Source organism: Salinibacter sp. (assembly GCF_042218895.1).
In the GTDB taxonomy this organism is placed as follows: Bacteria; Bacteroidota; Rhodothermia; order Rhodothermales; family Salinibacteraceae; genus Salinibacter.
In genome coordinates this window covers 1-24,256 of the sequence record NZ_JBDGQQ010000043.1, presented here as the reverse complement: position 1 = coordinate 24,256, position 24,256 = coordinate 1, and the positions used below count along the sequence as shown (strand labels likewise).

General features: G+C 60.3%; 24 protein-coding genes, 1 pseudogene and 1 CRISPR repeat array. Of the genes and pseudogenes, 9 read left to right on the top strand and 16 right to left on the bottom strand.

All coding sequences use genetic code 11. The features are described from left to right. Window positions 1-6: 6 nt before the first annotated feature. Window positions 7-249 (bottom strand): hypothetical protein, encoded by a 243-nt coding sequence (locus ABEL04_RS04730; RefSeq protein WP_375801236.1) that lies wholly within the window; start codon window positions 247-249, stop codon window positions 7-9. A 134-nt stretch (window positions 250-383) separates the two neighbouring features. On the opposite strand from ABEL04_RS04730, the gene ABEL04_RS04725 reads away from it, so the two are divergent. Beyond that, complete coding sequence (locus ABEL04_RS04725; protein ID WP_375801235.1) at window positions 384-743, top strand: hypothetical protein; 360 nt, start codon at window positions 384-386, stop codon at window positions 741-743. A 32-nt stretch (window positions 744-775) separates the two neighbouring features. On the opposite strand, the gene ABEL04_RS04720 is transcribed toward ABEL04_RS04725, so the two are convergent. The 5 genes from ABEL04_RS04720 to ABEL04_RS04700 all read right to left on the bottom strand — a co-directional run bounded on the left by ABEL04_RS04720 (window position 776) and on the right by ABEL04_RS04700 (window position 5,288). Continuing rightward, the gene (locus ABEL04_RS04720) at window positions 776-1,162 is read right to left on the bottom strand and encodes a DUF423 domain-containing protein (protein WP_375801234.1); all 387 of its coding nucleotides are present in this window, start codon (window positions 1,160-1,162) and stop codon (window positions 776-778) included. Window positions 1,163-1,686: 524 nt separating this feature from the next. Then, window positions 1,687-2,202: a CRISPR direct-repeat array (repeat unit 28 nt; unit sequence GGACCATCCCTGCGTGCACAGGTCCAAC). A gap of 19 nt (window positions 2,203-2,221) precedes the next feature. Next, window positions 2,222-3,649 carry an RNA-guided endonuclease InsQ/TnpB family protein gene (locus tag ABEL04_RS04715; RefSeq protein WP_375801233.1) on the bottom strand — a complete coding sequence of 476 codons (1,428 nt, stop codon included), beginning with the start codon at window positions 3,647-3,649 and terminating at the stop codon, window positions 2,222-2,224. Window positions 3,650-4,039: 390 nt separating this feature from the next. Then, complete coding sequence (locus ABEL04_RS04710; protein WP_375801232.1) at window positions 4,040-4,327, bottom strand: hypothetical protein; 288 nt, start codon at window positions 4,325-4,327, stop codon at window positions 4,040-4,042. Between the two features lie 113 nt (window positions 4,328-4,440). Beyond that, window positions 4,441-4,974, bottom strand: a complete 534-nt coding sequence (locus tag ABEL04_RS04705; RefSeq protein WP_375801231.1) for a hypothetical protein — start codon at window positions 4,972-4,974, stop codon at window positions 4,441-4,443. Window positions 4,975-5,006: 32 nt separating this feature from the next. After that, window positions 5,007-5,288, bottom strand: coding sequence for a hypothetical protein (locus ABEL04_RS04700; RefSeq protein WP_375801230.1), 282 nt, complete (start codon window positions 5,286-5,288; stop codon window positions 5,007-5,009). Between the two features lie 245 nt (window positions 5,289-5,533). Between ABEL04_RS04700 and ABEL04_RS04695 the strand changes: the two genes are divergently transcribed. Continuing rightward, window positions 5,534-5,818, top strand: a complete 285-nt coding sequence (locus tag ABEL04_RS04695; protein WP_375801229.1) for a hypothetical protein — start codon at window positions 5,534-5,536, stop codon at window positions 5,816-5,818. A gap of 127 nt (window positions 5,819-5,945) precedes the next feature. On the opposite strand, the gene ABEL04_RS04690 is transcribed toward ABEL04_RS04695, so the two are convergent. Further along, complete coding sequence (locus ABEL04_RS04690) at window positions 5,946-7,952, bottom strand: hypothetical protein (RefSeq protein WP_375801228.1); 2,007 nt, start codon at window positions 7,950-7,952, stop codon at window positions 5,946-5,948. Between the two features lie 527 nt (window positions 7,953-8,479). Between ABEL04_RS04690 and ABEL04_RS04685 the strand changes: the two genes are divergently transcribed. The 4 genes from ABEL04_RS04685 (at window position 8,480) to ABEL04_RS04670 (ending at window position 10,650) form a co-directional block, all read left to right on the top strand. Beyond that, on the top strand, window positions 8,480-8,710 hold the full coding sequence (locus tag ABEL04_RS04685; RefSeq protein ID WP_375801227.1) for a hypothetical protein: 231 nt from the start codon (window positions 8,480-8,482) through the stop codon (window positions 8,708-8,710). Between the two features lie 31 nt (window positions 8,711-8,741). Then, the gene (locus tag ABEL04_RS04680; protein ID WP_375801226.1) at window positions 8,742-8,864 is read left to right on the top strand and encodes a hypothetical protein; all 123 of its coding nucleotides are present in this window, start codon (window positions 8,742-8,744) and stop codon (window positions 8,862-8,864) included. A 97-nt stretch (window positions 8,865-8,961) separates the two neighbouring features. Next, a complete protein-coding gene (locus tag ABEL04_RS04675; protein WP_375801225.1) occupies window positions 8,962-9,567 on the top strand; it encodes a hypothetical protein in 606 nt (201 codons plus the stop codon). Window positions 9,568-10,344: 777 nt separating this feature from the next. Next, entirely contained in the window at window positions 10,345-10,650 is a 306-nt protein-coding gene (locus ABEL04_RS04670; protein WP_375801224.1) for a hypothetical protein, read from the top strand. 1,002 nt (window positions 10,651-11,652) lie between these two features. On the opposite strand, the gene ABEL04_RS04665 is transcribed toward ABEL04_RS04670, so the two are convergent. The 5 genes from ABEL04_RS04665 to ABEL04_RS04645 form a co-directional block, all read right to left on the bottom strand. Next, window positions 11,653-12,747 (bottom strand): tyrosine-type recombinase/integrase, encoded by a 1,095-nt coding sequence (locus ABEL04_RS04665; RefSeq protein ID WP_375801223.1) that lies wholly within the window; start codon window positions 12,745-12,747, stop codon window positions 11,653-11,655. A gap of 73 nt (window positions 12,748-12,820) precedes the next feature. Further along, a complete protein-coding gene (locus ABEL04_RS04660; protein WP_375801222.1) occupies window positions 12,821-13,003 on the bottom strand; it encodes a DUF423 domain-containing protein in 183 nt (60 codons plus the stop codon). A 31-nt stretch (window positions 13,004-13,034) separates the two neighbouring features. Next, window positions 13,035-13,505: a ribosome silencing factor gene (gene rsfS, locus ABEL04_RS04655; RefSeq protein ID WP_375801221.1), complete on the bottom strand. Its 471-nt coding sequence runs from the start codon at window positions 13,503-13,505 to the stop codon at window positions 13,035-13,037. Window positions 13,506-13,565: 60 nt separating this feature from the next. Further along, window positions 13,566-14,036: a LytR C-terminal domain-containing protein gene (locus ABEL04_RS04650; RefSeq protein WP_375801220.1), complete on the bottom strand. Its 471-nt coding sequence runs from the start codon at window positions 14,034-14,036 to the stop codon at window positions 13,566-13,568. 96 nt (window positions 14,037-14,132) lie between these two features. Next, complete coding sequence (locus tag ABEL04_RS04645) at window positions 14,133-14,642, bottom strand: hypothetical protein (protein WP_375801219.1); 510 nt, start codon at window positions 14,640-14,642, stop codon at window positions 14,133-14,135. Window positions 14,643-14,830: 188 nt separating this feature from the next. On the opposite strand from ABEL04_RS04645, the gene tsaD reads away from it, so the two are divergent. Both tsaD and mltG read left to right on the top strand, forming a co-directional pair. Further along, window positions 14,831-15,835: a tRNA (adenosine(37)-N6)-threonylcarbamoyltransferase complex transferase subunit TsaD gene (gene tsaD, locus ABEL04_RS04640; protein ID WP_375801218.1), complete on the top strand. Its 1,005-nt coding sequence runs from the start codon at window positions 14,831-14,833 to the stop codon at window positions 15,833-15,835. A gap of 119 nt (window positions 15,836-15,954) precedes the next feature. Then, complete coding sequence (mltG, locus tag ABEL04_RS04635) at window positions 15,955-16,995, top strand: endolytic transglycosylase MltG (RefSeq protein WP_375801217.1); 1,041 nt, start codon at window positions 15,955-15,957, stop codon at window positions 16,993-16,995. A 20-nt stretch (window positions 16,996-17,015) separates the two neighbouring features. Here the strand turns inward: mltG and ABEL04_RS04630 are convergent, their stop codons facing one another. The 4 genes from ABEL04_RS04630 to ABEL04_RS04615 all read right to left on the bottom strand — a co-directional run bounded on the left by ABEL04_RS04630 (window position 17,016) and on the right by ABEL04_RS04615 (window position 23,651). Beyond that, the gene (locus ABEL04_RS04630; protein ID WP_375801216.1) at window positions 17,016-18,653 is read right to left on the bottom strand and encodes an OmpP1/FadL family transporter; all 1,638 of its coding nucleotides are present in this window, start codon (window positions 18,651-18,653) and stop codon (window positions 17,016-17,018) included. 396 nt (window positions 18,654-19,049) lie between these two features. Next, window positions 19,050-20,027, bottom strand: coding sequence for a hypothetical protein (locus tag ABEL04_RS04625; protein WP_375801215.1), 978 nt, complete (start codon window positions 20,025-20,027; stop codon window positions 19,050-19,052). An 824-nt stretch (window positions 20,028-20,851) separates the two neighbouring features. After that, the gene (locus ABEL04_RS04620; protein WP_375801214.1) at window positions 20,852-22,207 is read right to left on the bottom strand and encodes a hypothetical protein; all 1,356 of its coding nucleotides are present in this window, start codon (window positions 22,205-22,207) and stop codon (window positions 20,852-20,854) included. 154 nt (window positions 22,208-22,361) lie between these two features. Beyond that, window positions 22,362-23,651, bottom strand: coding sequence for a hypothetical protein (locus tag ABEL04_RS04615; RefSeq protein WP_375801213.1), 1,290 nt, complete (start codon window positions 23,649-23,651; stop codon window positions 22,362-22,364). Between the two features lie 220 nt (window positions 23,652-23,871). Here ABEL04_RS04615 and ABEL04_RS04610 point away from each other — a divergent pair. Continuing rightward, window positions 23,872-24,256 (top strand): annotated as a pseudogene (locus tag ABEL04_RS04610) (proline--tRNA ligase); the annotation flags it as partial.

The window sequence follows — 24,256 nt, the reverse complement described above, 5'->3', positions numbered from 1 at the left end:
GGGGGGCTACTCGACCGGGACCTCGTCCTCTTCCGTGATCGCATCGACGTCCACGGGCGGGAGGTCATGGTACCAGTCGTGGTGCGCGGACCACGCGTGACACTCATGGCACTGCGTCTCGCGCCATACTTTGCCGCACTCCGGGCACTGGCCCTGCGTGTCGAACGTGTGCCAGGAGTGGCCGCACTCGCAGGTCCATCGTGCACTTGAGGGAGGCTCCCACTCGCACTCGGGGCAGTAAATTTCCATAGTGGCTTTTCGGAGGCTCGGGAAAGACCGCGAAAGGCCCTTGACGTCCTGCTTGACAACGCCGGGACCGGCAGGTACTCTACGTGCCTGTTCGTATTGCGTCCTGTCTCCTTCGATTCATCGAATCCCACACCATGGCGGCCTTCGATCTCGAAAATTTTACGACGCGTCTCCTCACCGAATCGCTGTTCTACGACCTAGAGTACGGAATGGTTGGGGCGGTGAGTCTCATCGACCGGGCGGCGGGGCAGGAGCGGTACATCGCCTCTTTCATGCCCGACGACGGCTCCTACATGATTGAGGAGGCTACGTCGTGGGAAGAACCTCCGGAGCTTGAGGACGAGGCGGACGTGGCCTACGCCCTCGCCACCGACAGCGTCGTGCACAGCACGCACGACGTACCGGAGGCGGCGGCTCAGGCGCTCATCGGGCTGGCCCGCGAGCACGATCTGTTGCCGAGCGTAACGGTGCTCTTCGAAGACGAAGAGCTGTAATTCCGCGCGGGCGGGAAGGCCGCCCGGGACATCTACCCACTGGTGCTGGTGAGGACCGTCCACGCCAGCATGGCCCAGCCCACGACAAACGCAACGCCCCCGAGTGGCGTAATCGCGCCGAGCCAGCCCGTGTCGGTGAGAACGAGCAGGTACAGGGTGCCCGAAAAGATTACGATGCCGGCCACGAAGCAGTACCCGACCCAGTGGAGAAGAGGGCCCCATCCCTGCGCGATGGCCCATCCCACAACGAGCAGCGCCAGGCCGTGGTACATCTGATACCGCACCCCCGTGCGGAACGTGTCCAAGCGATCCGGCGAGACGCGGCCTTCAAGGCCGTGCGCCCCGAACGCGCCGAGGGCCACGGCAATTCCTGCGGCAAGGGCGCCCAAGCCGACGAAGAGACGGGGTGTTGAGGACATACTCTGTGTCACATGGTGTGACAAGCGCGGTTCAGTCAGCGAATGCTGTCTCACTGACTGACGCCTCGTCCGCACGTTCCGACGCTTCCCGGTTCATCGGATCTCCGCATATATAAAGAAAAGGCAAACCCGGGCCATTAGTTCGTAGGTCGTGATGAGAGGTGGGGGGGCTGAAAGGGGGGGCGCCCGGCCGCTCTCACTGCGGCGGTTCCTGTTCGATTTGGCGTTCGATGTGGCTGCGAACGCGCCGGATTCGGCGAATGGCCTCGTTCAATTGGAATACCGGGCCGGGTGGGAGCAGGGTGAGCAGAGAACCTCACCTCCACCTCACAAGAGAGAATCCGCACCTCGGCTGCATCGTCGACGGAAGTGGTGGGCAGAAGTAGTGCACCCCGTCGCGCAAACTACGGCAATATCGGGCCGATTTACTACGGCAATATCGGGCCGATTTAGTGTTCAGTTCGGCGCGAACAAAGGCGATTCAAGCAGTTCATGTGAGACAGTGGCCCGATCTATGGCTACAGGGACCATCCCTGCGTGCACAGGTCCAACCTGCCATTTCATTCACTATCACGAAGCCTCAGAGGACCATCCCTGCGTGCACAGGTCCAACACCGTCAGCAGGCCCGTCTGAACCGGCGCAAAAGGACCATCCCTGCGTGCACAGGTCCAACATGCCTTGCGTGAGGGCAGACGCATTGGTCAGAGGACCATCCCTGCGTGCACAGGTCCAACGGGTCCGCCAGCACGCCCGTTTCGCAAACACCGGGACCATCCCTGCGTGCACAGGTCCAACTACCCATGGTGTGCCGGCTTTGCACGCAAAATGGGACCATCCCTGCGTGCACAGGTCCAACCCCGACGCCCTTCGGGCGCGGGTAAGCTCAGAGGGACCATCCCTGCGTGCACAGGTCCAACGCAAAAGAACGAGGTTGTCTTGATTCCAACAAAGGACCATCCCTGCGTGCACAGGTCCAACGCGGAGGCGGTTTGGGCGAGTGGCCGTATGTGAGGACCATCCCTGCGTGCACAGGTCCAACCCTGCGACAAAGTGTCGCATCAAGGGTCCGCGAGCACACAATCCATGTGCGGCTCGAAGGAAATGGCCTGTGGAGAATGCACGCTACGGGTCGCTCGCGTCGACACGGCTGCACCTTCAGTCTCCGAAGGCGTCTTACATCCGCTCGGCGAGCCTCTTGGAGACTTGTCGTCTCCGTTGGCCGTGGCCCTCACGGCCTCCAAGTACCCGGACGACCATCCGTCCGGGTCTTGATACTTCTTGCGGATGTTCATGGCACCAACCTGATCCCGGTGGGCCTCCAATCCGCACGAAGTGCATCGATAGCGGCGCGTAGACGTGGAGTTTTTCTCTCCGCACTGTGGACACGTTTTCGACGTGCCCCGCTCAGGCTCAAACTCCACTTCCATGCCGTACCGATTCGCTTTGTACTCAATCTTGTCAGTGAACTCGCGGAAGGCCCACTGATGCAACCGGCGGTTCGTGTCCGCGCCGTAGTCGATGTTATCGCGGATGCCGGTGATGTCGCCAATCACAATCGTCTCGACGCCCCGTGCCCAAAGCTCTTCCACGAGGCGCGTCGACAGCTTGTGCAGAAGGTCCTCAATTCGGTCTCGAATCTCTCGGAGGCGCTTATTTTTCGCCTCAACGAGCTTCCACCAACGGTTCGACCCTTCTTCCTTACGGTCAATTCGCTTCTGAAACCACTTCTTCTCCCGGTTCTGTAGGTCCCGCAGTTCTCGGAGCTTGCCCCCGTCGACAATCACCGAGTCGTCCCCATCGTGTACGGCGGCAAGGTAAATCTCACCGAGGTCAACGCCTGCAACCTTCTGACCCTGCGGCTCTCGTTCGCGGATAAGCCCTTCCGGCAGGTCCTGCTCCTCGGAGTCGTATACGGCGTGAACCACCGGCTGACCGTCTTCCCACCCGATTTCAACGGACTTCGGTCGAGGATGGGGCCACCGAATCTCGATCCCATCGACCCGTCTCCCTCCCCCAAGCCGGAGAGTATCGCCCTCTTTTTTGATGCTCGATCCGCCCGTTCTCGCCCAACGGGCGTTAAAGTAGCGTTTGCGCCGGTAGGGGGGATTGGGACGTTCTTCGCGTCGTCCCTCCCGCCACGCCTCAAGATTCTCAAAAAAGATGTCGTACGCGTCGAAGAAGCGCCGAACGACCTGCTGCCGTTGTTGGACACCCGCTCCCCGCATCTCAGGCGTCACGAAAGGATTTCGGTCGAACGTCTCGGGGTCAACGTCAACCGGGATTGATTCCCAAGCCTTCTTTACACGCTTCGTCATTCCGCCCGTGGCGAAGAGCGCCATGGCGTCCCCCTTCGTTAGCTCGATACCGTGCTCCTTGCGGAGCCAATGATACGCCTCGGCAAGCTGCGTCCACACCTCACCGCAGGCGCGGCGGACCCGATCAATCGTCTCGGTCGGCTCGATCTTTTTCTTTCGAGCGGTGATCACAGGTAAGCGGGAAGAATGACGAAAAGAAAGGACTGTGAACAACAATTATGCTCCTGCAGTGATCCGCATCCCCCGTAACCTGTTGATCGGGCTCTCAATCCGTTCGCCAAATCCGGCGGTAGTTTATGTCGAGACGGTTATCTCTCTGTACAGGCCGGTCGAAGCATCACCCGAAGGATAGTTAACTGTCTTTTAGATAGGATAGTCTTCTTTCATGTGGATGGCAAAGTTCACAAACTCCGGAGCTACCATCGTGAAGATGGTGGCCTGTTTTGCGGTAGGCTCCGCCTCGAAGTATTTACTCGCTGCTCTCTCGCATATCTCCTTCTTCAAACCATCCTTATTGTCCAAGCTGCTATCGAAAGAGTATTCAGGAGAAAAATGACCCTTTCACTCGTCGTTTAATTCTGACACAAAACTATCCTCAGCATCTTCGTAAACAATATCCTCGGTATTTTCAAAACTAAATAGGGTCAACTCAGCAAACGTACCTGCACAAACTTCTGCAAATCTATCAATATCGACCGAAACACCTATTTTTTCACCTTGCTCTTCAATGAGCTCTTGGTTATCCCGTATTTCGACGTAGCCAACTTGCATGACTATATTGGCTGCTACCCGGGCGTGGTCTACTGACGATTGATCTTTGTCGCTCGAACCGAATCCGAAAAGACCCACGACATGTGTTCGATCTGATTGAAAGGCTAATCAGCGGTTAATTTAGCTGTTTCGAACGCGCCTGAGAGCTTCCGTCTCTAAGATAGCAGGATTCCCGATGTAGCTGTTTCATCTCAGTACCCGATCAGCAGCAGTCCATATGGTAGGTCAACACGAGAGTGGCCGTAAAGCGCTTCGGCGACGCTTTTCGTCCTCTCGAAGTCCGGGCTACTTCCGCCTGCCCATTTGTAGATGTTTGGGACAGCAAGGGCGAGCACGCCAACCCGAACCATCACCATTGCCTGAACGAGGTCTCGGTAGACGGCATTCCCCTGCCAAGCTCGGCCTGCCTCGACTTCAAGGCCACAACCCCACTCGCCGTGATATGCGTCCACCTCGTACTTTAGCGTCGGATCGCCACCCTCGCCGAAGAAGACGGGCCGCTTGATCTTCTCGTGCTTCTTTTTCCCGGCCTCCACTTCGAAACCCAAGTCCTCCAAATCGGAGCGGACTGTAGCAAGCACCTCGTTGCTCTTCAGACCGTCCTCTTGACCGATGGTCCCGATCTCTTCAAGATTATGCTCAAAACTTGAAATGACAGCGGGGGTGTACTCAGGAGGCGGTTCTGTTCGCGGGAAGTAGATGTGATTGATCTCGTTCTCCGGCATCGTGCAGGGTGAGTAAGACTGTTAGGGTACCCCTACGATTTGTCTTCCTCCTTGTCAGTATCAGATTCGAGGATGTCAAGGGTAAAGGGCTCTCCCTCATCGGTCCGCCCAATTTGATCACCCCACTCCATTCCTGCTCCGCAATGCGGGCATTTTCCATCGTCTGTGCGGTACTTTCCTCCGCACTTGTTGCAGTAAACGATGGTCTCGTCAGAGGATTTGATTGCATTTGTGAGACGTTGGGCGTGCCACCATTTTCGTATTCCCCAAAACGCCAATCCGCCGAGAACCAAAATCAATATCAGTACAGCCATCCTATCGGAGGCAATCGTTTATTTTCGATCTGCGTGTGCGAAAAAAAGCAAAGCCAACCACGACATCAAAGTTCTCGGGTCGTGTGAGCCTTGTAGCGTGGTCGTGCCTCCCGTTTGCGCGTCGGGTCTCGGATGGGTGGGTTGCATAGGGCCGTTTGTCGTGATCTCGTGGTGTGAGGGAAAACACGAACGGTGAAGTGTTGTACGGAGAAACTCAATACCGCTCATCCAATCCTCCTGACACCATGAGTGATAACCCGTCCGTAGCGAGTGAAGAAGAGGCCACCGAAGCGCTCGAAGATCGTCTCGAACGAAAAAAGGAGGTGCGCGAGGAGTGTTACGTCGATGGTGACGTTCTCGTAGTCCACGATGAGTACTATACGATTAGGCTTTCTGACCTTGATACCCCCGAAAAAATATTGGGGTGGATCCATCATCTCGTCGAGAAGACGTGGATGGATAAGATATTGCTTCGACGATTTATCAATTGCGCAGCGGGTGCAAACGATATCGAGATAGAAGGTCCTTAAACAGGTGATATGGTGGGCCGCGTCGACCCATCCGCAACTTCGCTCCAACCCGGCCCGCGAAAAGTTCCTCGCGCCCTCCTTGACCCTGCGACGTGTCCGCCGTTGGCAAGCAGGAGGGAAGTTCCCTTTAAATCTGCCGAAGCTGCTTCCGGACCTTTTCCCGCTGTTCCTCCGCCTCTAACCGTGCGAGTCGGCTTGGGTCGGCCTCGTCTTCGCTGAGGACATACCCGTCGCGGATCGGCTCGCGCCTGTCAAGCTGCATGTAGTCGAGCCCGGTCCGCTCCTTGGTCTCCGCAATTGCATCATCCGGAATCGGCTCTGCCGTCACGATGCCGTCGTGTTCGAGGCTGTACGTAGCAACGTCATGACGCTCGTGTAGGACCGTCACGAGGGTTTGCATGAACAGTTGCTCCGCGTCGAAGAGGCGGAACGTCAGGAGGTCCTTCCGCAAGTCATCCCCGGACCTGTTGTCAACACGCATCCGAGCACCGGTCTCTCCACTGACGTACTTCCCGTCACCTGCGGGGTAGGCGTTCGCCTCAAGCCATGCCTCGGCAAGGTACTCGTGCACCTGTCGAACAGCGTTGAACACCGGCTCAAAGCGGCTCTTCAGGCCCTCGAAGGACTGTTCCCAACCCTCTCCCACGTCCTGCATAACCGCTCTCGCGGGCTTCTCGAACGCGGGGTTCGGTTGCGGTGGGCGCACGGCGAATTTCGTCCGGTGAGCAAACGACTTCACCGTGCCCCGAGACACTCCGCAATCCTCGGCAATCTCTTGCTTCCAATCGCCGTCGGACTCAAGCCGCTGATTGAGCGTCGGGCAACGGATCCCCGCTTCTCGGAGTAGCGCCCGCAGGATTCGGTCGAAGCAACTGTCGAGGTCGCAGTTGTATGCCTCCACCCCTGCAAATGCGCAGGTTTTCAGTTCGCGGCTCCCGCTCTGCACCTGCGTGCCGACGTGAGAGATGCGGGGCCACGGCTCCTGCTGTTCGAGCTTGATACGTGCCGTAGCCGTCCCGTCGTCGTGCCACTCCGTGACCTGTTCAGCGGTGTTCGCGACGACGCTACTCGCAGTTCCTTGGCGGGAATAGGCCATCTCCATCGCGTCTGAGTAAAGCCTGTACTGCCGTCGCTCTTCGCCGGTAAGTTCCTGATCCGAGTCGACTTCCGGAAGGGTGGATTTGAACTCCTCGAAGCGGCGCTTGGCCTCTCTCCGCACCGGGCTCAACTCCTGACGCAGTGTATCGGCGAACGTCTCCATCGCCTCAAAGTCGACGCGCATCTGATCCATGCGCTCCATTACCTCCCGCATTGTGGTGTCCTTCTTCGGTGACGCATGGCCGCTTTCGTTGGTAAGTTTCGTCGAGGAAGGGCTCCACACCCGCGCATCGTTTTTATCAAGCGTCTCGGCGAAGCTCATCAGGTCGTAGCGCGTCTTGTGACGAAGGCTCCGCATCCGCTTCTGCATGATGTCCATGAGGATGCTGTGGGGCACGCGGTACTCCGTGGCGTGACCGGGTTTGTAGTACCCGAACCCATCGCCGACGGGGATCAACTTCCGTTCGAGTAGGCCATCCTCCGCGAGCTTCGTGGGATCTGATTGCGGAATCTTTTGGTTGCGAATCGAAGCGGGCAGGGGTACGAAATCGTCCTCAGATTGCTTGCCCGAATCGAATCCGATCGCAGTCCACCGGTCCTGACAGGCCATTATGTGAGCGACCGCGATGCGGGTGTCGCGGTGGTAGTCACCATAGATCTTCTCGAAGCAATCGAGGACCGGACCGGGAACCACAAACTCGTCTTGCAGGAAGGGTCCCTGCGTCCCGTCCGCCGCGTCGCTCGAACCCTGATCCGTATCCTCACGCGACGGGACTGAGCCACACGACGATTCAGCCGCAGAATCGGCCTCAGACGACGCTGAGGGACGATTTTTGCTCTTAACACGGGTGTCCTGTTGAAACCTATTGCCCCCCGTCCCGTCGCGGTCTTCCGTCTCTCCGTCCTTCCGGTCGTCCGGTCCGGTGTGGCGGTCCTCGTCCCGGTGTTCCCGGTGTTCGGTGTCGACTTTGCGAGGGGTGGCCTTTTTTGAAGCCGAGGGCCGGGCGGCCCGCTCGGTTCGCATTTGTTGCCGCATTCGCGTGAGCGGTGGATTCTCCGGGTCTTCGAGAGGCGCCCCGTCCGGTGGCGGGTCCTGCGGTGCGCCCAACGCTATTCGGCGCCGCCGTCGAGCTTCACGAGCGGCCTCGGGCCTGCCGGTTGCGTCGTCTGAGGGGGTGGAATTTTGCGTAGACATAGGTGTCGATTTGTAGCCCTATCCTTATGCAGCGCATAGGATTAGACGGCAAAACGGGTCGATTGCTCCCGGCCGCAGGTGAAGCCCCTCTTAATCTCGACTTCACGATAACTCACACGCAAATGCGTGTCAGTTAGTTCGGTCGTGTTCCGTGTCGGCGGTGCCCTGCCGCGGCCTTTCGCAATCTCAATGCGCCCCGCGCGACACCCCCGTCTCTCGGGGCAATCTGCTTCCGTGAAGCGGCAACTCTCATCGGGTGCGCAGGGAACAATTTCCGCTTCGAATACGTGTTAAAAAGCCGTCCGAGGAGGGCGCATCCCCCCGCATCAGAGTGCTCACGCGAACCAAAAACGACTGTTATCGCAGCGATGAACGACGCGAAGGAGGTCCTCCGGCACATGGGCTTCACGGAGATCCGCGACGAATCGACCGGCAAATGGGAGTCACTTGACAACGTCAACGGACGCTACGGCACGACCGACGATACGCACCTCATCTTGCCGGAGAACGAGGAGGGCGTTTGCCGTCTCGTTGACCCCGACACTGAAGAGCAAATCGCAACGGCTCGGAAGTCGGTCTCAAACTCCGCCGCGGATTAAGGATCAGATTGCTCCTCGCAGGAGGACCCTTATGGATATTGAGGCCGGACGTGACGCCACGGTCCGGTCTTCCGGACGACGGGGAGCAGTGGAAGCGATCAGCAACTTCATGATTATCGGAGACGACGCGTTCCGGCAGAAGGAGCGGGTGTAGAAGCGAGATGATAAGCCGTTCTCGTAAGTCGAAACTGCCCCTTTCCCTCCACATTTGATTCATTTGAATAAAGCTCACACATGCCCGTCCTGCTTACATGAGTGACCCGAACAGTGATCTTCCTGATGAACAGGAAACAGCTTTCCTTCGGGAAGCATGGGTCACCGCTCAAATGGCTCGGACGACGAAAATCCTTACCCTTTCCGTAGGAGCCATTGGATTTCTCGTCACGCTCCTAACCACGTTCGGCGCGACGGGGCCGCAATTGGTGATTTACGGTCTCGCTGCACTCGCATTCGGATGTGCTCTAATCGCGAGCGTCGTGATTTTAGAGCGTAATCCCAAGAAGATTGAGGAGGTGTTTGCCGGAAAGCGTGAACGGGATAGCGTGATGGATACAACTGATTGGGTGAGGGTGATATGTTTCGGCCTCGGCGTGACTTTGACGGCAGTGATCGGCATCATGTATGCGATAAATCCACCACCAAAGTCTGAACAAGTCATGGGGGAAGACAAAGAAGAGAAAACGTCTCAAAGCAAGCCTGATCGCGAGACCTCCGACGATTCCTCGCGTGTCGACGAACAGCGAAGCTTCAGCAACATCGGGAATCTGCGACCCGATAGCAGTGACGATAGCAATGAGGCAGGAGGAAACGGTGAAGGAGGAGACGGAGACGCCGGTTCAGAGGATGGTGAGAACTGAAAGTCACTCTTTCTCATCTTGGGAAGCTTTGGGTCCCGCAGAGCGTTCAGTACGTACGGGAAACGCGCCCCGGTATATGGCGAAACGCTCGCATCAGACGAAACGCGTAGCGTTCAGCTCGGACATGTGAGAGATGGCGGAAACAGCGGTTTGTGAACGCCCTTGGTCGGAAGCAAGGTGGACCGTGGCGACACACACATGGCGAATCTACGCTTTTTGCGTTTCCGTTCACGACCCGTCCGTACCGGAGCGGGTGTGAGCGCCCGATAGAGAGGGAAATTGATTCCGCCGACCAACTCACCGGACGCTCGTTCAGTCGTCAGAGAAAGCCGCACAGATCTTGCAGAAAGTCGATTCGATGGGATCAAGGTGGCGTTCGGTCGGGCGTCCGATCTTCGCACATCTCTCACTTTGATCCGATACGACCCGAACGTCACGATCGCAGCGGCGGGGTAGCTGAGTGCAGAGAGCCGATGTGAGGGCCGCAACGAACACACAAACGTCACGTCCCACGTTTTTGCGTTCGGTTCGGTTTTATCCTGCAGGTCTCACCGACATGAACAGACATACCGAACACTGCGCTTGTCATTCCACCACTTTGACTGCGGCGTTTCGTTCGATTCGCCGTTCGACTTACCCCGTGAGACCCCCGGTTTTCGGGCGAACGAGTGAGCTGAAAGAAAACGGATTCGTTCGTCTCTGAGGAAGCGCGGAACACGAGACACCCAAACCAAGATACTGTCTTAAACTTGTTTTATTAACAAACCTCTTTTAAGCATGGCCGATGCCATTCAGGAACAGAATGGATCTATCTTAATCAGCGGAGACCACCCGAATGTAACCTCCAACGTTGTCGAAAGTCAGCATTCGAGAAAAACTATCGTAGTCCACGTTAGTCCGGTTGAGGAGGAAGTCCTCTCGCTTTTCGCTGAAGGGGAAGGATCACCGGAGGAGGCCTACTTCGAAGGAATGATAGGGGGAAAACGTCAGAGGGTCGAGGTTTTGTTGGACAAGTCGAAATTAGGGAGCAGAGAAAACTTTGCCCGTTTCAAATCCATAGGCCCGCCTGAACCTGTCAATTGAGATCCACGAGAACGCTATCTGACTGTCGTCCTGAAGTCGCACCCCGGTGCTGTGGACGTAGCGCATCGATGTTTTGAGGGACGAATGCCTGCGGGCCTCCTTGGTCGTCACGGTAGACGTGCTCTTCTCCGTTGAACCCTAGCAGGGGAATCAAGGGGCGAGAGACATGAAAATGCTCTTCCCACATCATTGACACGACCGTAGGACCTGATGTCGTTCGGACATCCCTTGCGTGGTGCCCGCTATGGTTCTGTCGATATGGAAAGCCCGTCGCAAACGGGTGCAGTGTCTCCCCGACCTGCCGACTATCGGTACAGTGTGTCGCTCATTTGGATTACATAACGCCTGAACGCACCGAGCGCATTGCACGGGAGCATTCAAGCATAAGGGACCCTCGGCCCCAATTGACCCCAATCATCGCAGGTGTGACGCGTGTTGCGAACGCGCTCCTGAGAACAGCGCCGTTTTTCCGTTCTACTCGGCAATTTCCGATCCGGTCAGGTTGCGCAATTTCCGCGGTAGTGGGGGCCATTCCCGCGGTGGTTGGGGAGCGCGGCCGGTTTCGGTGGTCTCGAAACGGTAGCCCACCCGGTCCGCACGAGCGAGATCGGGAGAACCCCCCCGAGAACCGGCTCCGAATCCCGATTCAGCGGCGAAAAGCCCTGATTTTGCAAACAAAAAGTGAATATTAATAGATCTGACCGCTCTACCCTGCATCCCTTGACCGAACGTCCTGCATTTCGAGGGGCGACCATAGGTGCGGACAGTGTTCGAGGTGAGACGAGCGGCGGTCTCCATCGCAGTGAGATACCGGCTCGGCACAAGGGCCGCGAACTTCCACCCTGCATCATCCCAAGGGCATTGCTGCGTCCGCAGAACGTCAGAAAGCGGATTGACGCCGCCTAGCGCCCGTCAAAGCGGTTTGTGTAATGCGGCGGTAGGTTGCCCTGCCTGCGGAATCGAACCGCAGAAATGCCTGCGCAGGGCTTGAGAGACAAGGGTTTACGCGAACGCTGCTTCCATGCTCTGCCGGAGGTCGGCGTTGGCGACGCGGACGTACTTCATCGACGTGCTCACGTCGGCGTGCCGCATCGCAGAACGCACTTCGTGAGCACCCAAGCCGTTGCTCGCTAAGTGCGTAGCAAAACCGGAGCGCAGATCGTGGAAAACGCGGTCGTCCGGCACATCGTCGCACTTCTCCCGCGCTTTTCGGAACCGCTCGGAAACGAGATCGGCAAACTTCTCCTCGGAGCGCTCGAATTTAGGCCCGGTCGGGGATCGCCACACGTACATTCCCGGCTCTCGTGGACGGGGCGCGTGCTTTAGGATCTCTTCTGCCCTGCTCACGAGCGGCACGGTCGCGTTCTGTGTGCCATTCTTCTGCCTCCTGAGACGAATAACGCCTGCATCCGTGTCGATGTCCTCCCAACGAAGGGCCGCCACTTCTGACGCCCGCAGGCCCGTGTAGAAGACGAATCGGAAAACAGGAATTGCCCAAATCATCTGCCCCGGCTGAACGCGGTTGTCTCGACGTTTCGCCCGATAATCCTCTTTCAAGGCCGTCGTGAGAGCGGAAAGATCGTCCTTCCGCACGGGCGTCGGCAACGAGTCTTCTCTCTGAGGCTCTGTCACGGCGTCGAGCACGCTCGTGCAGCCGAGGTGGTTTAGGATCGCCTTCGCGTGGCGGTAGCGTTTGTGCCGCGTGCTCTTCGCCACAGAAGGGTCGTGGATCACATCGTTAATCTGCCCCACCGTCATATCGTCGAGGCGAGCCCCCTCCCCTACCTGCTCCATAAGAGCCTCCCACGTGCAGCGATACGACCGGAGAGAACTGCCTTTCATGCCCTCCCGTTTCTTCTCCTCTGCGTACTTCTCGAACGCCCGAGATAGCGTGAGATCCTCGTTGGAGTCGTCGTAGTCGAAGGGGTCGTCCTCGAACGGGTCAAAAGCACCGCTCTCGTGAGCCTCCTCAAGCTCTGCGAGTTTCCGGAGTGCCTCCCGCTTGTCCTTGGTTTTGAGGGAGAACCGGGCACGCTGCCCGTCTGTGTAGAAGTTGGCGTAGAAGGTGCCGTTCGAGCGCTCGTAGATTGAGGCCATAACAGCGCGAAATCGGGGTCTGTGGACCCGCGCTGTCACGGCGGTGTGACAAAGAAGTGCCTCGAACCCCCTCTCAGCGACGCAGCGGGCCGTTTTCGTCCGCAGACGCGTGGTACATCTGATACCGCACCCCCGTGCGGAACGTGTCCAAGCGATCCGGCGAGACGCGGCCTTCAAGGCCGTGCGCCCCGAACGCGCCGAGGGCCACGGCAATTCCTGCGGCAAGGGCGCCAAGCCCAACAAACAAACGCGTCATTGAGAAGCGGAAGGCCACGAGCAGAAACGAGCTACGCTGCGTCCGGCGACGTTTGAAGAAGCTCCTGAAGCAGGTCCAGGTCCGAGGCGTCGCCGTCCTCGGGCATCTTTTCAGACTCGGCCTCGCCCCAGAGGCGCTCGATGCGGTAGTGATCGCGCTTGGACGGCAGAAAGACATGCACCACGACATGCACGTAGTCGAGAAGAACCCAGCGGTAGTGATCCATGCCTTCCCGCTTCCAGGGACGCTCCTCACACTCCGTCTCGATGTGGTCCATGACCCCGTTGGCGATGGCCTTGACTTGGAGGTCCGACTCACCAGTGCCAAGGACGAAGAAGTCGGCCATGCTGCTCACGTCCCGAAGATCGATTACCGTGACGTCCAACGCCTTCTTGTCGGCCATCGCGTCCACGGCACGGGCCGCGAGCAGGTGGCTCGGGTTCTCCGGGGTGCGACGACGAGAGGGTTCCGCGGGAGAGGAGGTCTGATTGGGGGAAGCCATACGGTCAGGACATTCGTGCAGGGAAATAATGAGAGGAACGAAGGACCGCTCTCAGGAACGCTACTGCGTCGTCGCCTGGAACGGGTGAAGCTGCTGGTAGTCGTGGCCGATGATGACGGAGGCATCGAGGTAGTACTGACGCCGGACCCTCTGGTGAACCTGGTCGGGGGGAATGCCGAGGGCCTCGGCAACTTTCCGGGCCGCGTCCAGGTTGCCGATCCGGTCGATGACCATTGACTTCTTCTGGTCGAAGGACGAATGATTTCCGGTCTTCACGACATCGAACCCTTGGTCTCGCAGATACCGGGTGGTGCGCGCCGCGAGGCCGTCCACGCCGGCACCGTTTCGCACCTCGACCTGGACAATGGACCCAACGAGGGCAGGCGAGCTAGACGGGGGGCGCTGCGGAGCAGGGCTCGTGACGATGATGTGCGCAACGAGCGCGTAGAGGAGCACCAGCGTGCTCCCCCCGCCAATCACGAGCGCAACGTTCAGCAGGCCGTTGGTAAACCGGGAGTGCCACGGGGTCATAGGCGCCGGAGAACGATCCAATCCTGCATGACGAAAGCGCGGCGAATATCCGTTCGCGCTTCGCTACCAACGGTCGACGCCCGGCCGGAAGCAGGGTTAGTTCTTCCGGAAGAGAGGCGCCTGGGACGAGGAAAATGCTCCCCGTCGATACCGGCCGTACGGGCTTGCGTAGCGCCCGTAGGGACTCTGCCGCACCTGCAGGCGGACTTGCACATTCTCGGACGGACGATAGGCGACCTCGGCGTTGCGCAGGAAGACCCGCGTTTCTCGATTCCCGAAGGTCCCGTTCGTAAGCGGATGGGCGACGCTCACGTCCGCACGCGCAGCCCATTTAGAGTTGAACTGCCACATCATCGAGGTGGTGTACATGCCCATCGAGGCTGTCTGGCCGCCGAACGAGGAGAATGACATCTGGTAGCTGTGTCCCATCCGGAAGTGTTCAGCCCCGAAGAGATTCCCGAGTGCGTTCGTCGCGGCAGAACCGGTGTCATACAGCTTCGTGACCACAGACGCGTCTCGTTGGACCTCTTCGCGGAGCTGAGCGTGAGCGGGCGCCGTAGCGCTCAGTACGAACACGAGACACAGGAGCGGAAGAATCGTGCGCATGGAAAACCTCGTTCGTCGTTGTGGAAAGGGGATCGAAAACCGGCCGCTTACTCTCGCCTCTACTCATATTCCGGAGCCGCCAGTTTGTTCGCGCTTCACTCGTGTCTAGGATCCAGGTTCCCGGCGGCTCGTGCGAAGGACCGTGCTGGCCCTTTTGCGCCCGAAGCCGCCCGACTGGAGACCTTCGCATGCTTGTACTCGGCGTCGAAACCTCCTGCGACGACACGACCGCGGCCCTCCTCGAAGACGGGGCGGTGCGGGCGAACATCGTGTCCTCGCAACACGAGCTCCACGAGGAGTACGGGGGGGTGGTACCGGAGATTGCCTCCCGCAACCACCAGCGGCTCGTCGTGCCGGTGGTCGAGAAGGCCCTTGCCGAGGCCTCCGCGGACACCACTGCGCTCGACGCCGTTGCCGTCACCCATGGGCCTGGGCTCCCCGGCTCGCTGATGGTGGGACTCAGCTTCGCGAAGGCACTCGCCCGCGGGCTCGGCATCCCACTCGTGGGGGTGAATCATCTCGAGGGACACGTCTACTCGGTCGATCTGGACGCCCCCCGTCCTCACCGCCCCTTCCTGTGCCTTGTCGTGTCCGGGGGGCATACCGAGCTCGTCCACGTCGACGAGAACTTTCATCATGACGTGCTGGGACGCACTCGCGACGACGCGGCCGGGGAGGCGTTCGACAAGGTGGCCCAGCTGTTCGGGCTCGGCTACCCTGGCGGCCCCGCCATCGACCGCCACGCTGAGCACGGCGATCCCACCTTCCACGACTTTCCGCGAAGCCGACTCGACGACTTCGATTTCTCGTTCAGTGGCCTCAAAACGTCGGTGCTCTACTACCTCCGCGACCGACCGGACACCGAGCGGAATCGCCTCCTCGACACGCACCTCGAGGACCTCTGCGCATCGGTGCAGGCGGCAGTGGTGGATGTGCTCGTGGATGCCGTGCGGCGTGCCGTCGAGAAGACCGGCGTTGAGCACGTGGCCGTCACTGGGGGAGTTGCCGCCAACTCCGCGCTGCGTCGGCGCGTGGAAGAAGCCGGCACAGCGGATGGGTTCACGGTTCACGTGCCTGATCTCGCGTACTGCATGGACAACGCCGCCATGATCGCGCAGGCCGGGGCCTACCATCTCGCGGCGGGCCACACGAGCCCGCCCACGCTGGACATCGACTCGAACCTCCAGCTGTGACCGGCTCTGCAGGGAGCTCGCCCCGTCTCCGCAACGGAGGTCGGCTGAGGCTTTGTGACCAACGCCCGCTCTTCGGATTTTGAGGAATAAGGACCGTCTTCTTCGGAACGGCCTCGCTCATGCGCTCGCGTCGCCTGCTCGGTCTAGCTGTTGCGCTCCTGCTCCTCGGGGGCATTGCTGGCGGGGTGGGAGGGACGATCATTTTCGGGCCAAACACGGTGGCGTACGATACCCCGAGAAGCGTCTTCCTCCCCCAGAATCCCTCCCTCGGTACGACGATCGACTCGCTTCGTCGGGCAGGAGTCCTTGCCTCACCCATCACGTTCCGTCTCGTGGCCGAGGTGACCGGGTGGGGGCAGCAGGTGAAATCTGGGCACTACCGCATCGCGCCCCGTAGTTCCAATTACCGCATGCTCAACAAGCTGCGCCGGGGCCTGCAGGATCCGGTACAGTTAAGGATTCCGGCTGGTCGACGGGTCGATGGGCTGACTCAGGTTATGGGGCAAACCCTCAAAAGGGGGCCTGAGGCGTTCCGCGCAGCCCTTCGCGACACGAGTCTTGCCCGTGAATTGGGCACAACGCCCTCGCGGCTCTTCGGGTACATGCTTCCCGCAACGTACGAGTTCTACTGGCAGACCTCCCCCGACGCTGTCGTGCGCCGCCTCAAGCACGCGTTCGACCGCTTCTACGAGCGCGCCTTGGCCGCCAGGGCCGACAGCCTCGGCTTTACGAAGCGGGAGGTCGTGACGCTCGCCTCGATCGTGGAGGAAGAGGCGCTCATCGACGCCGAGAAGCCGACGATTGCCGGGGTTTACTTGAACCGCCTTGAACGCGGATGGCCCCTGCAGGCCGACCCCACCGTGCAGTACGCGCTGATCGACCGGGGCGGTGAGCGCGTCACCCGCGTGCTCTATAAGCACCTCGAGATCGACCACCCCTACAACACCTATCAGATCCAGGGCCTTCCGCCCGGCCCCATCGCGAACCCCTCCCCCTCAAGCCTCCGTGCCGCCGCCTCCCCTGAGCGACACGAGTACTTCTACTTCGCGGCCGACGGCACGGGGGGGCACACCTTCAGCCGCACCCTCCGCGAGCACAACCGGGCCGCGGAAAAATATCACCGCTTACTCGATCAGCGCGAAGATGAGAACTCGCGCTAACTCCTGGCGGCATCGGTCTGCTAGAAGCGGTAGCGCAGGCCGACCTGGAACTGGTTGCGGACCACCTCCTCGTCGACGAACGGGATCGGAATCTCGTCCGGATTGGAGAGGGGCGTGCCCTCCGGCTCGCCGAACGTGTACGGGAGAAACTGGTTGTGGCTGCGCTCCTGCATCCAGCCTACGTCCACCGTCATCTGGTCGCTGAGCGGATAGCTGAGTCCCGCCGAGAAGAAGATGCGGGTGCGGTCGGGGGTCTCGCCGTTGGCAAACGTGAGGTCGTACTCCCGGGGATCCGGGCGGTAGGCCGCCCCAGCCCGCATGGTTGGGCCGTTCTCGATGGAGTATTCGATGCCGCCTCGAAAGTTGAATACGTACCCGAACGAGTCCTCAATCCGCTCATTCTCCGCCGGAAACCCGAAGGTGTTCGAATCAAGACTCAGGTTCGACCAGTCGATGAACTCCACACCGGCGTCGATTCGGAGGTGATCGTTGTCGAATGCCACGCCGGCGCTGAGTCGCCAGGGGGTCGTGATCCGGTAGTCGAACGTCCCCTTCCCCACGTCCTCGTCGGGGTCGTCGCCGTAGGCCAGCGATTGACCATCGAGAAACTCTGTACGAATGACGGCGTCGGTGAAATCTTCCGCGACGGAGATCCACGTCGGGGTTTCGGCGGTGAAGCCTACACGCACGTTCGACACGGCGGTGGCCGAGAGGCCCAGCCGCAGGTTGAAACCCGTAAATTTCGATGTGAAGCGCTCGCGGAATGTCATCCGGTCGAGCCCGCTGTAGAGCTGCCCATTGCGGAGCACCTCGTAGTTCTCGTTCTGGCCCTGGTCGATCTCCGTGAGCTCATGCTTAAACTGGTACTGTCCCGTCACGAGGTTGGCGGAGACGCCTAGCATCAAGTTCTTCGCGGCCTCGACGGCCCCGGAAACGTTGATCTCGTTCATTCGGCCCTCTCGCTCAACGGTTCCCTCCTGGCGAATGGGTAAAAACAGTGCGGCCTGTTCGAATGGGTACTCGCCTGCGTCGTAGTCCGACCGAAAGAATTCGATGGCGCCGCCCTGGTAGGCGATAAACGGGATGATGTTGCCCGCCACGTCGTCGGGGAAGAAGACGCCCAGAGAGTCAACCGCGTATTCGTCGTTGGGGCGTTCGTTGGTGGGGAGAAACGTGTCCGTAATGGAACTACTACCATTGCGACCCCCATACGAGAGCGTGCGGCCGAAGGGCTGGGTGCGGGTGTAGCCGAAACCGAAGACGAGCGATCCCTGCTCGGTGGGCAGCTTGTACACGCCCGCGAGGCTTCCGAGGCTCGTGAACGAAGCGCGCTCCTCCTGGCGAAAGGTCGGGGCGTCAGCGGCGGCCTGAAAGGTAGAGGCGTCGTTTGTGAGGAGCAGGTTGAGGTTGCCGGTGATTTCCGAGGTGGTGTAGTAGCCGAGCCCGGCGGGGTTTGAAATCATTGCACTCAGGTCGGCCCAGCCAGCCGTGCTTCCGCCGCTCAATCCAAGCGCACGGGCACTGGGGGCCGGGGTGCGGAGTGAGAAACGGAGCGCGTCGTTGGCGGTCTGTCCGTGGACTACGGGGGCGAGGGGGGGCGAGAGAAGCCCCCCGAGCAGGAGGCAGAGCACCGTGGAGGGAAGGAGCGAGCGGGTCATGGATGAGGAAAGATGGTGAAAAACCGGGAGGCCATACGAGAGGCCCGTGGTACGAGTACACGGGCCTCTCGAATGCTACGTCGCAAGGAGAAGCGACGGGTCAGCGTCCGTTATCGTCTCGGCTGCCGCGTCGCGACCGTCCCCCGTCGTCGGAGCGCGAGGATGAGTTGTCGCTGCGCGACCGGGCGCGGCGGTCGGAAGAAGAGCGCGTGTCGTCTGATCGAGTACGGGTCGTACGACGCGAGGAAGACTCAGAGCGATATGAGCGTGATCGCTCGCTCCGAAACGAGCGATTCCTCTGAAATGACGGCCGGTTTTTCGCCCTGCGCTGCCGACGAAGCGTCCGCTCCTTTCGTTTGTAGCGCTTGATGTCGACATCAGGCCGATCCGGCACCTCTATGGAGCGCCAGCCGGTGGGGTTGGCTCTACGAGCGTTTCGCTTCGGCTCATGATCTCGGCCGATCCGCCCGTTTTCTTCCCGGGTCCGGCGCTCCCCCAACTCGCGCTCGGTGCGGCTTCGGTGCCGTCCACGCTCATTTTCTCCCAAGAAGCGGCCGCGAGACTGTGTCGCCCGTCGTCGCTCACCGGACTCGTCGCGGTCCACTGTGCGTCCTCGCTCACCCGAGCGAGCACGGCGGTCTGCGGAGGAGCGCTGTCCCCGGTCGGCGCGGCGCCCAATGTGAACCGTACGGCCCGACCGGTTTCGAGCAAGCCGTCCTTCCTCCTCGGAGTGAGAAGAGCTACGTTCTGACCGTTCGTCGTCCTGTTCCGCTCGCCCGTTGCCACGCTCTTTGCCTCCATCATCACGCTCCGTTCGCCCACCGCCCCGTTTGCCAGATTCACGCTCGCCAGACCCGCGCTCAGTACGGCCCCGGCGGCGCCCGCGCTCACTCTCTCCCGAAGAACGACCGCGGGACGGTCTCGCCCGCCGTCGCTCGCCGGATTCGTCGCGGTCCACTGTGCGTCCTCGCTCACCAGAGCGAGCGCGGCGGTCTGCGGAGGAGCGCTGTCCCCGGTCGGCGCGGCGCCCGATGCGAACCGTGCGGCCCGACCGGTCCGCGGACCGGCCGATACGCCCCCTGTCGGCTTCTCGGGGGGCACCACGGGCGGCGGCGCGGCCCCGATCAATTCCTCGATTGACCTGACGCCCTCGTGCTTCTCTACGGGTAGGGGTCCGACCGACTGACGACCGTGGCCGGTAGGTGCGACGATCAGAAACGTAGTTCGGTGGGTCGTAGAATCCTGTCCCGTACCCGTGATATCCAGGGACGGGAGTCCCGTAAAGTCCTGAGTAGTAAGGCCGGTATGGCTGGAAATGAAAGGGGTCGTGGAAGCCGAAATGCCGATAGTGATGATACCGCCACGGGTGGACACGGGGGTATGGAGATCCGAAGTGTACGGAGACGAAGATCCCCGAAGAGTAGTCCCACGGATCGTAGAAGAACGGGTCGTGGAAAAATGGGGCGTGGAAAAACGGGTCGTAGAACCCGACCTCGTAGGTGTATCGGTACTCGACAGTCGTCTGCTGGGTGTCCGGACGGTACTGGCGATCGTCCCGGCGGGTGCGACGCTCGTCCTGTCGATATTCGCGCCGGTACTCGTCGGCGTACGTCTGATCACGCTCATCGGCGTACGCCTGTTCACGCTGGGCATCGCGATCGGTGCGCATGGTCCGCCTCTCCTCGACCCCCTGCAGTTGCGTGTAACACCCCGTGAGTCCGAGGGCAACAACGCCGAGGACAAGCGTCAGAGCTGCGCGAGACAAGATGGGGAACGAAAACCGTTCGACGTGGGTCATGGGAGACCACCTCTAGCCATGCGGCACAAACTCGTTAGGGAATAAATCAATAATACAGTACGCTACGCCTCCGTAAAAGTTTGCGGCATCCGACCGATCGGTTTCACGATCAGATGTCCGCTTCTTCTCGGGCCACCTGTTCTTGCCAAATCCCAGCGTGTCCGATAGTGGAGCCGCCGAGCGGGGGGCAAAAGTAACAGGTGTCCCGTCCCCTTGAACGCGAGAGGCGACAGCGTCCCGGAGGAAATACGAATTCCCCTGAGCAGGTCACAGCCTGTTCAGGGCAGGGTCGTGTCGAGTCCAAAATCCTCGGCCCAGGGGACGCCAGATGAGAGCGCAGGACGCCGGGCGCATGAGTTTCCGGGGAGCAGCCGGGTGCGCTACTAACCCGGCGACAGGCTCAATTCTCACCGGAACTCCCAGGTTTTTTGGAGCTGGGTTTTTCAGGGTTCGGGTTGTTTCCGGGGCCCTTGGGGCTCGACCCTCGACCCGGCGAGACTTCGGGGGCCGGACGGTTCCTGTCAGGGGTATCTACGTCCGGGCCGGATGCGTCACCGATAGCTCGATCGGGGTCAGACCGGTCAATCCCTGCGTCGATCCCCCGCGTTCCACGCCGTTCGTGTGCGGGTGTGCCCAGTTCTGGGGAGGAGCCAATGTCTGCGTTGACCTCAACCGCTTGCTTTAGCCGCCGGATCTCCCTCAGTGTCGATGAGAGGTCGTATTCCCCATGGATCCGCGATCGCTCGCGGGTCCGTGTTGGGGCGTCGGTCTGCTGCCCCGACGAGAGGACCCTGTTGAGGTACACGGCAAATTCGAATCGTTCCCGAGCGGAGAGGTCGCGGTCTCCGTATCTCTCCTCCTTCAGCTGCCGGATGCGGAGAGCCTTCTCGGACTGCACCAGAGACGAAACTTTCGCTCGCATGGTAGCGCGCAGGTCGCTGGGAAGCTGTACGTGGAGGGAGGGATCGGACGGTCGGTCGACTTCGATTGGCGCGGGGGCGGAAGAGAGATCCGGCTCTGCTCCATCGGCGGACGGGTTGGAGGAAGTACGGAGCGTATCGGGTCTTCTCCGAAGCTCTGAGTCGGGGCCTCCTCGAGATTCCCTGTTGGAACGATCAACAACCCGGCGAGACCCCTGGACTGCAGTTCCACCAATGGATTCGAAGTGTTTATGTCTCCACAAAGAGCCAGGGAAGGGGCGGGAGAGGCTGGCGAAAAGGCCCCGGTGCCCGCGGCTACGGTAGCTGGTACGGTATCTAAGCGGCACGAGGAAGAATTCCGATACGTATCTAAAGCCCTGGCACGTCCCTCCAAATGCCGGGTCATACGAAAGGGGATCGCAGAAAAACATGTTCGCCAAGGAGGACTGGAAGGGATTGACCTCCAGGCTCGCGAGGTACCGCAGCCGGGCCATCCTGAAGTAGTCGGCGTCGTAGGTGGCGTAAAACGGGTTCCCGAAGAAATTGCCGTAGAACTCAGGATGGTTGAGCTTGAAATACTGGACGCCCTTCTGATAGGTGGAATGGCCAATCTTCGTGTCGGCCCGGGCCTTCATCAGCGCCGTCGCGAGATCAGCGAGCCGCGAGTCTGACTCCGCAGTGACGGCCGTCTGCCTGAGGGACTGGATCGGCTTGTCGGCGTCGAAGGCTGTCGCCTGAGCTGTCGCCGTCCGGGGCGAGGCACCCGTTGCCACGATTAGAACAGCCAGCGCGAGGCCGAGTGTCGAAAGCCGGGAAAACGGGTTGGGCCGAGGCATGAGGATCACCCCACGAAAGGTTTTGGACACAAAGAACAGAAAAAATACCCGTGGTTTAAATGAGGGGCATTGAAGGGGGTTTCAAGCTTCTGTGACTCCGGAGGGCCGACGAGCACCACCCCCAGTCATGCCCACAGGGCAATGCAATGAGACCTTACGGGTTCTCTGAGTTCGGCGATTTCGACCGGTCTGGGGTCGGGTCTGGGGAGTTCGCCGGCTGGCCCGGGTCTGGGGAGTTCGCCGGCTGGCCCAGGTCCGGGGAGTTCGCCGGCTGGCCCAGGTCCGGTGATTTCATCGGACGCCTCAGATCGGGGGTCCCGATGTCCTCCATGCCAGGAAAGTTCGGCGCCGGTTTCTCCGGCAGCTTAAAATCGGGAGGGGAGACTCGAATAGGGTTAAGACCGGAGGCATCGGAGGGGTTGGTTTGTTCCGGCATGCGTTGGGAACCGGAAGCGTCAGGCGCAGGACGGGTCTCATTCCTGAGACCACTCCGCGAGAACCCGTCTGCTCGCGGAGAACTGGTCCCCTTCATGGAAAGCACCTCGGCGAGGCGCGAGGCCATTCTGGCGCGCTCCCGGTCAGAAAGATCAGGGGCCGCGTGCTTCTGCTTGACCAGCTTCCGGAAGCGCAGGATCTCCTCTGCATGCCTCAGAGACGAGGCGGTCTTCCGCATGGACGTGATCAGGTCATCGGGCAAATCGATCCGTTGATCGGGCGTCTGAATCGGTTCCACGGGGGCGGTGATCTCGGAGGAGCCGGAGGAGTTCTCGGTAGAGGTCCCCGAGGTTCTCGACACGCGGCCCTGATTGTCTCTGTCCGGCCACTCGTACACGAGATTGCACCTCCGGTCGTACGCGGCAGGACTCAGCTTCGCCTTACAGTTGTCGCCTAAGTAGATCGGTTTAGAGTCCCGGATGGATGGAGCGGACGCAAGAAGGGGCACAGATCCGCCTGGGAGAAAAAGGAATTGGAAAGCCGCAAACTGGTACTCGCATCGCCCCCCAAACGCGGGGTCATACCAGCGTGGGTGGCAGGAGAACAGTCCCGACACTCCGCTTCGGGGATCGATCTCCGTACCGGCGAGACTCCGTAATCGGGACATGTACACGTACTCGGAGTCGTACGTCGCGTAATACGGGTGCCCAAAGAAATTGCCATAGAACTGCGGATGGAATGTCCGGAAGTACCGAACCCCCTCTTTGTAGGTCGACTGACTGATCTCCGTATCGGCGCGGGCCTCCATGAGCGCTGTTGCAAGGTCGACGAGCTGCGAATCTTCCTCCGCGACAAGAAGGGCTCGTTGAAGCGAGGCTGTGGGTTGCTCCACGTCGAAGGTGGGCGTCTGTGCCGTTGCGCCCTGAAGCGACGCGCCCATCGTCGTGAGTAAGAGCGCCAGTGCGAGAACGAACGGTGACTGTCGAAAAACGGCGGGAGCCCGGAGCATGGCAATCACCTTCGAGTTGCATGCAAGATACGAAACTCGGTTTGGAAAACGGAAAACGATGAAGAGAGTTTCACAAACAGGGAGCAGTGGCTTCTAGATCTGCAGAAACGACGAACACCGTTCCGGGCCGTTGATATCTGCGGAACGGGGCTCCTATATTGAGCGTGCCCCCATTCCTTCCGCTCTCGTAGATCGCATCAGTTACCCCCTTCTCGACAACATGGCAGACGCAGTCACGCCCCGCGACGAAGACTACTCGCAGTGGTACCAGGATGTCGTGCGCAACGGCCAACTGGCCGAAAACTCGCCCGCCCGCGGATGCATGATCATCAAGCCCAACGGCATGGCGCTGTGGGAAAACATGCGCGACCAGCTCGACCAGATGTTTAAGGACACGGGCCACGAGAACTACTACTTCCCGCTGTTCATCCCGGAGCGCTACATGGAGCGGGAGGCCGAGCACGTGGAGGGCTTTGCCAAGGAGTGCGCCGTGGTGACGCACTCCCGCCTCACGCAGGACGAGGAGGGCAACCTGGTCCCCGACCCCGAGTCGGAGCTGGGCGAGAACTACATCGTGCGCCCCACCTCCGAGACGATCATCTGGG

What these genes read in the sequence shown, in the direction of transcription:
- ABEL04_RS04645 (WP_375801219.1), bottom strand. Translation starts at nt 14,642, where the DNA reads ATGCGCACGATTCTTCCGCTCCTGTGTCTCGTGTTCGTACTGAGCGCT.
- ABEL04_RS04705 (WP_375801231.1), bottom strand. Translation starts at nt 4,974, where the DNA reads ATGCCGGAGAACGAGATCAATCACATCTACTTCCCGCGAACAGAACCG.
- ABEL04_RS04630 (WP_375801216.1), bottom strand. Translation starts at nt 18,653, where the DNA reads ATGACCCGCTCGCTCCTTCCCTCCACGGTGCTCTGCCTCCTGCTCGGG.
- ABEL04_RS04665 (WP_375801223.1), bottom strand. Translation starts at nt 12,747, where the DNA reads ATGGCCTCAATCTACGAGCGCTCGAACGGCACCTTCTACGCCAACTTC.
- ABEL04_RS04730 (WP_375801236.1), bottom strand. Translation starts at nt 249, where the DNA reads ATGGAAATTTACTGCCCCGAGTGCGAGTGGGAGCCTCCCTCAAGTGCA.
- mltG (WP_375801217.1), top strand. Translation starts at nt 15,955, where the DNA reads ATGCGCTCGCGTCGCCTGCTCGGTCTAGCTGTTGCGCTCCTGCTCCTC.
- ABEL04_RS04680 (WP_375801226.1), top strand. Translation starts at nt 8,742, where the DNA reads ATGGATATTGAGGCCGGACGTGACGCCACGGTCCGGTCTTCCGGACGA.
- ABEL04_RS04660 (WP_375801222.1), bottom strand. Translation starts at nt 13,003, where the DNA reads ATGACGCGTTTGTTTGTTGGGCTTGGCGCCCTTGCCGCAGGAATTGCC.
- ABEL04_RS04620 (WP_375801214.1), bottom strand. Translation starts at nt 22,207, where the DNA reads ATGCCTCGGCCCAACCCGTTTTCCCGGCTTTCGACACTCGGCCTCGCG.
- ABEL04_RS04720 (WP_375801234.1), bottom strand. Translation starts at nt 1,162, where the DNA reads ATGTCCTCAACACCCCGTCTCTTCGTCGGCTTGGGCGCCCTTGCCGCA.
- ABEL04_RS04695 (WP_375801229.1), top strand. Translation starts at nt 5,534, where the DNA reads ATGAGTGATAACCCGTCCGTAGCGAGTGAAGAAGAGGCCACCGAAGCG.
- ABEL04_RS04690 (WP_375801228.1), bottom strand. Translation starts at nt 7,952, where the DNA reads ATGCGGCAACAAATGCGAACCGAGCGGGCCGCCCGGCCCTCGGCTTCA.
- ABEL04_RS04650 (WP_375801220.1), bottom strand. Translation starts at nt 14,036, where the DNA reads ATGACCCCGTGGCACTCCCGGTTTACCAACGGCCTGCTGAACGTTGCG.
- ABEL04_RS04615 (WP_375801213.1), bottom strand. Translation starts at nt 23,651, where the DNA reads ATGCTCCGGGCTCCCGCCGTTTTTCGACAGTCACCGTTCGTTCTCGCA.
- rsfS (WP_375801221.1), bottom strand. Translation starts at nt 13,505, where the DNA reads ATGGCTTCCCCCAATCAGACCTCCTCTCCCGCGGAACCCTCTCGTCGT.
- ABEL04_RS04725 (WP_375801235.1), top strand. Translation starts at nt 384, where the DNA reads ATGGCGGCCTTCGATCTCGAAAATTTTACGACGCGTCTCCTCACCGAA.
- ABEL04_RS04700 (WP_375801230.1), bottom strand. Translation starts at nt 5,288, where the DNA reads ATGGCTGTACTGATATTGATTTTGGTTCTCGGCGGATTGGCGTTTTGG.
- ABEL04_RS04685 (WP_375801227.1), top strand. Translation starts at nt 8,480, where the DNA reads ATGAACGACGCGAAGGAGGTCCTCCGGCACATGGGCTTCACGGAGATC.
- tsaD (WP_375801218.1), top strand. Translation starts at nt 14,831, where the DNA reads ATGCTTGTACTCGGCGTCGAAACCTCCTGCGACGACACGACCGCGGCC.
- ABEL04_RS04675 (WP_375801225.1), top strand. Translation starts at nt 8,962, where the DNA reads ATGAGTGACCCGAACAGTGATCTTCCTGATGAACAGGAAACAGCTTTC.
- ABEL04_RS04670 (WP_375801224.1), top strand. Translation starts at nt 10,345, where the DNA reads ATGGCCGATGCCATTCAGGAACAGAATGGATCTATCTTAATCAGCGGA.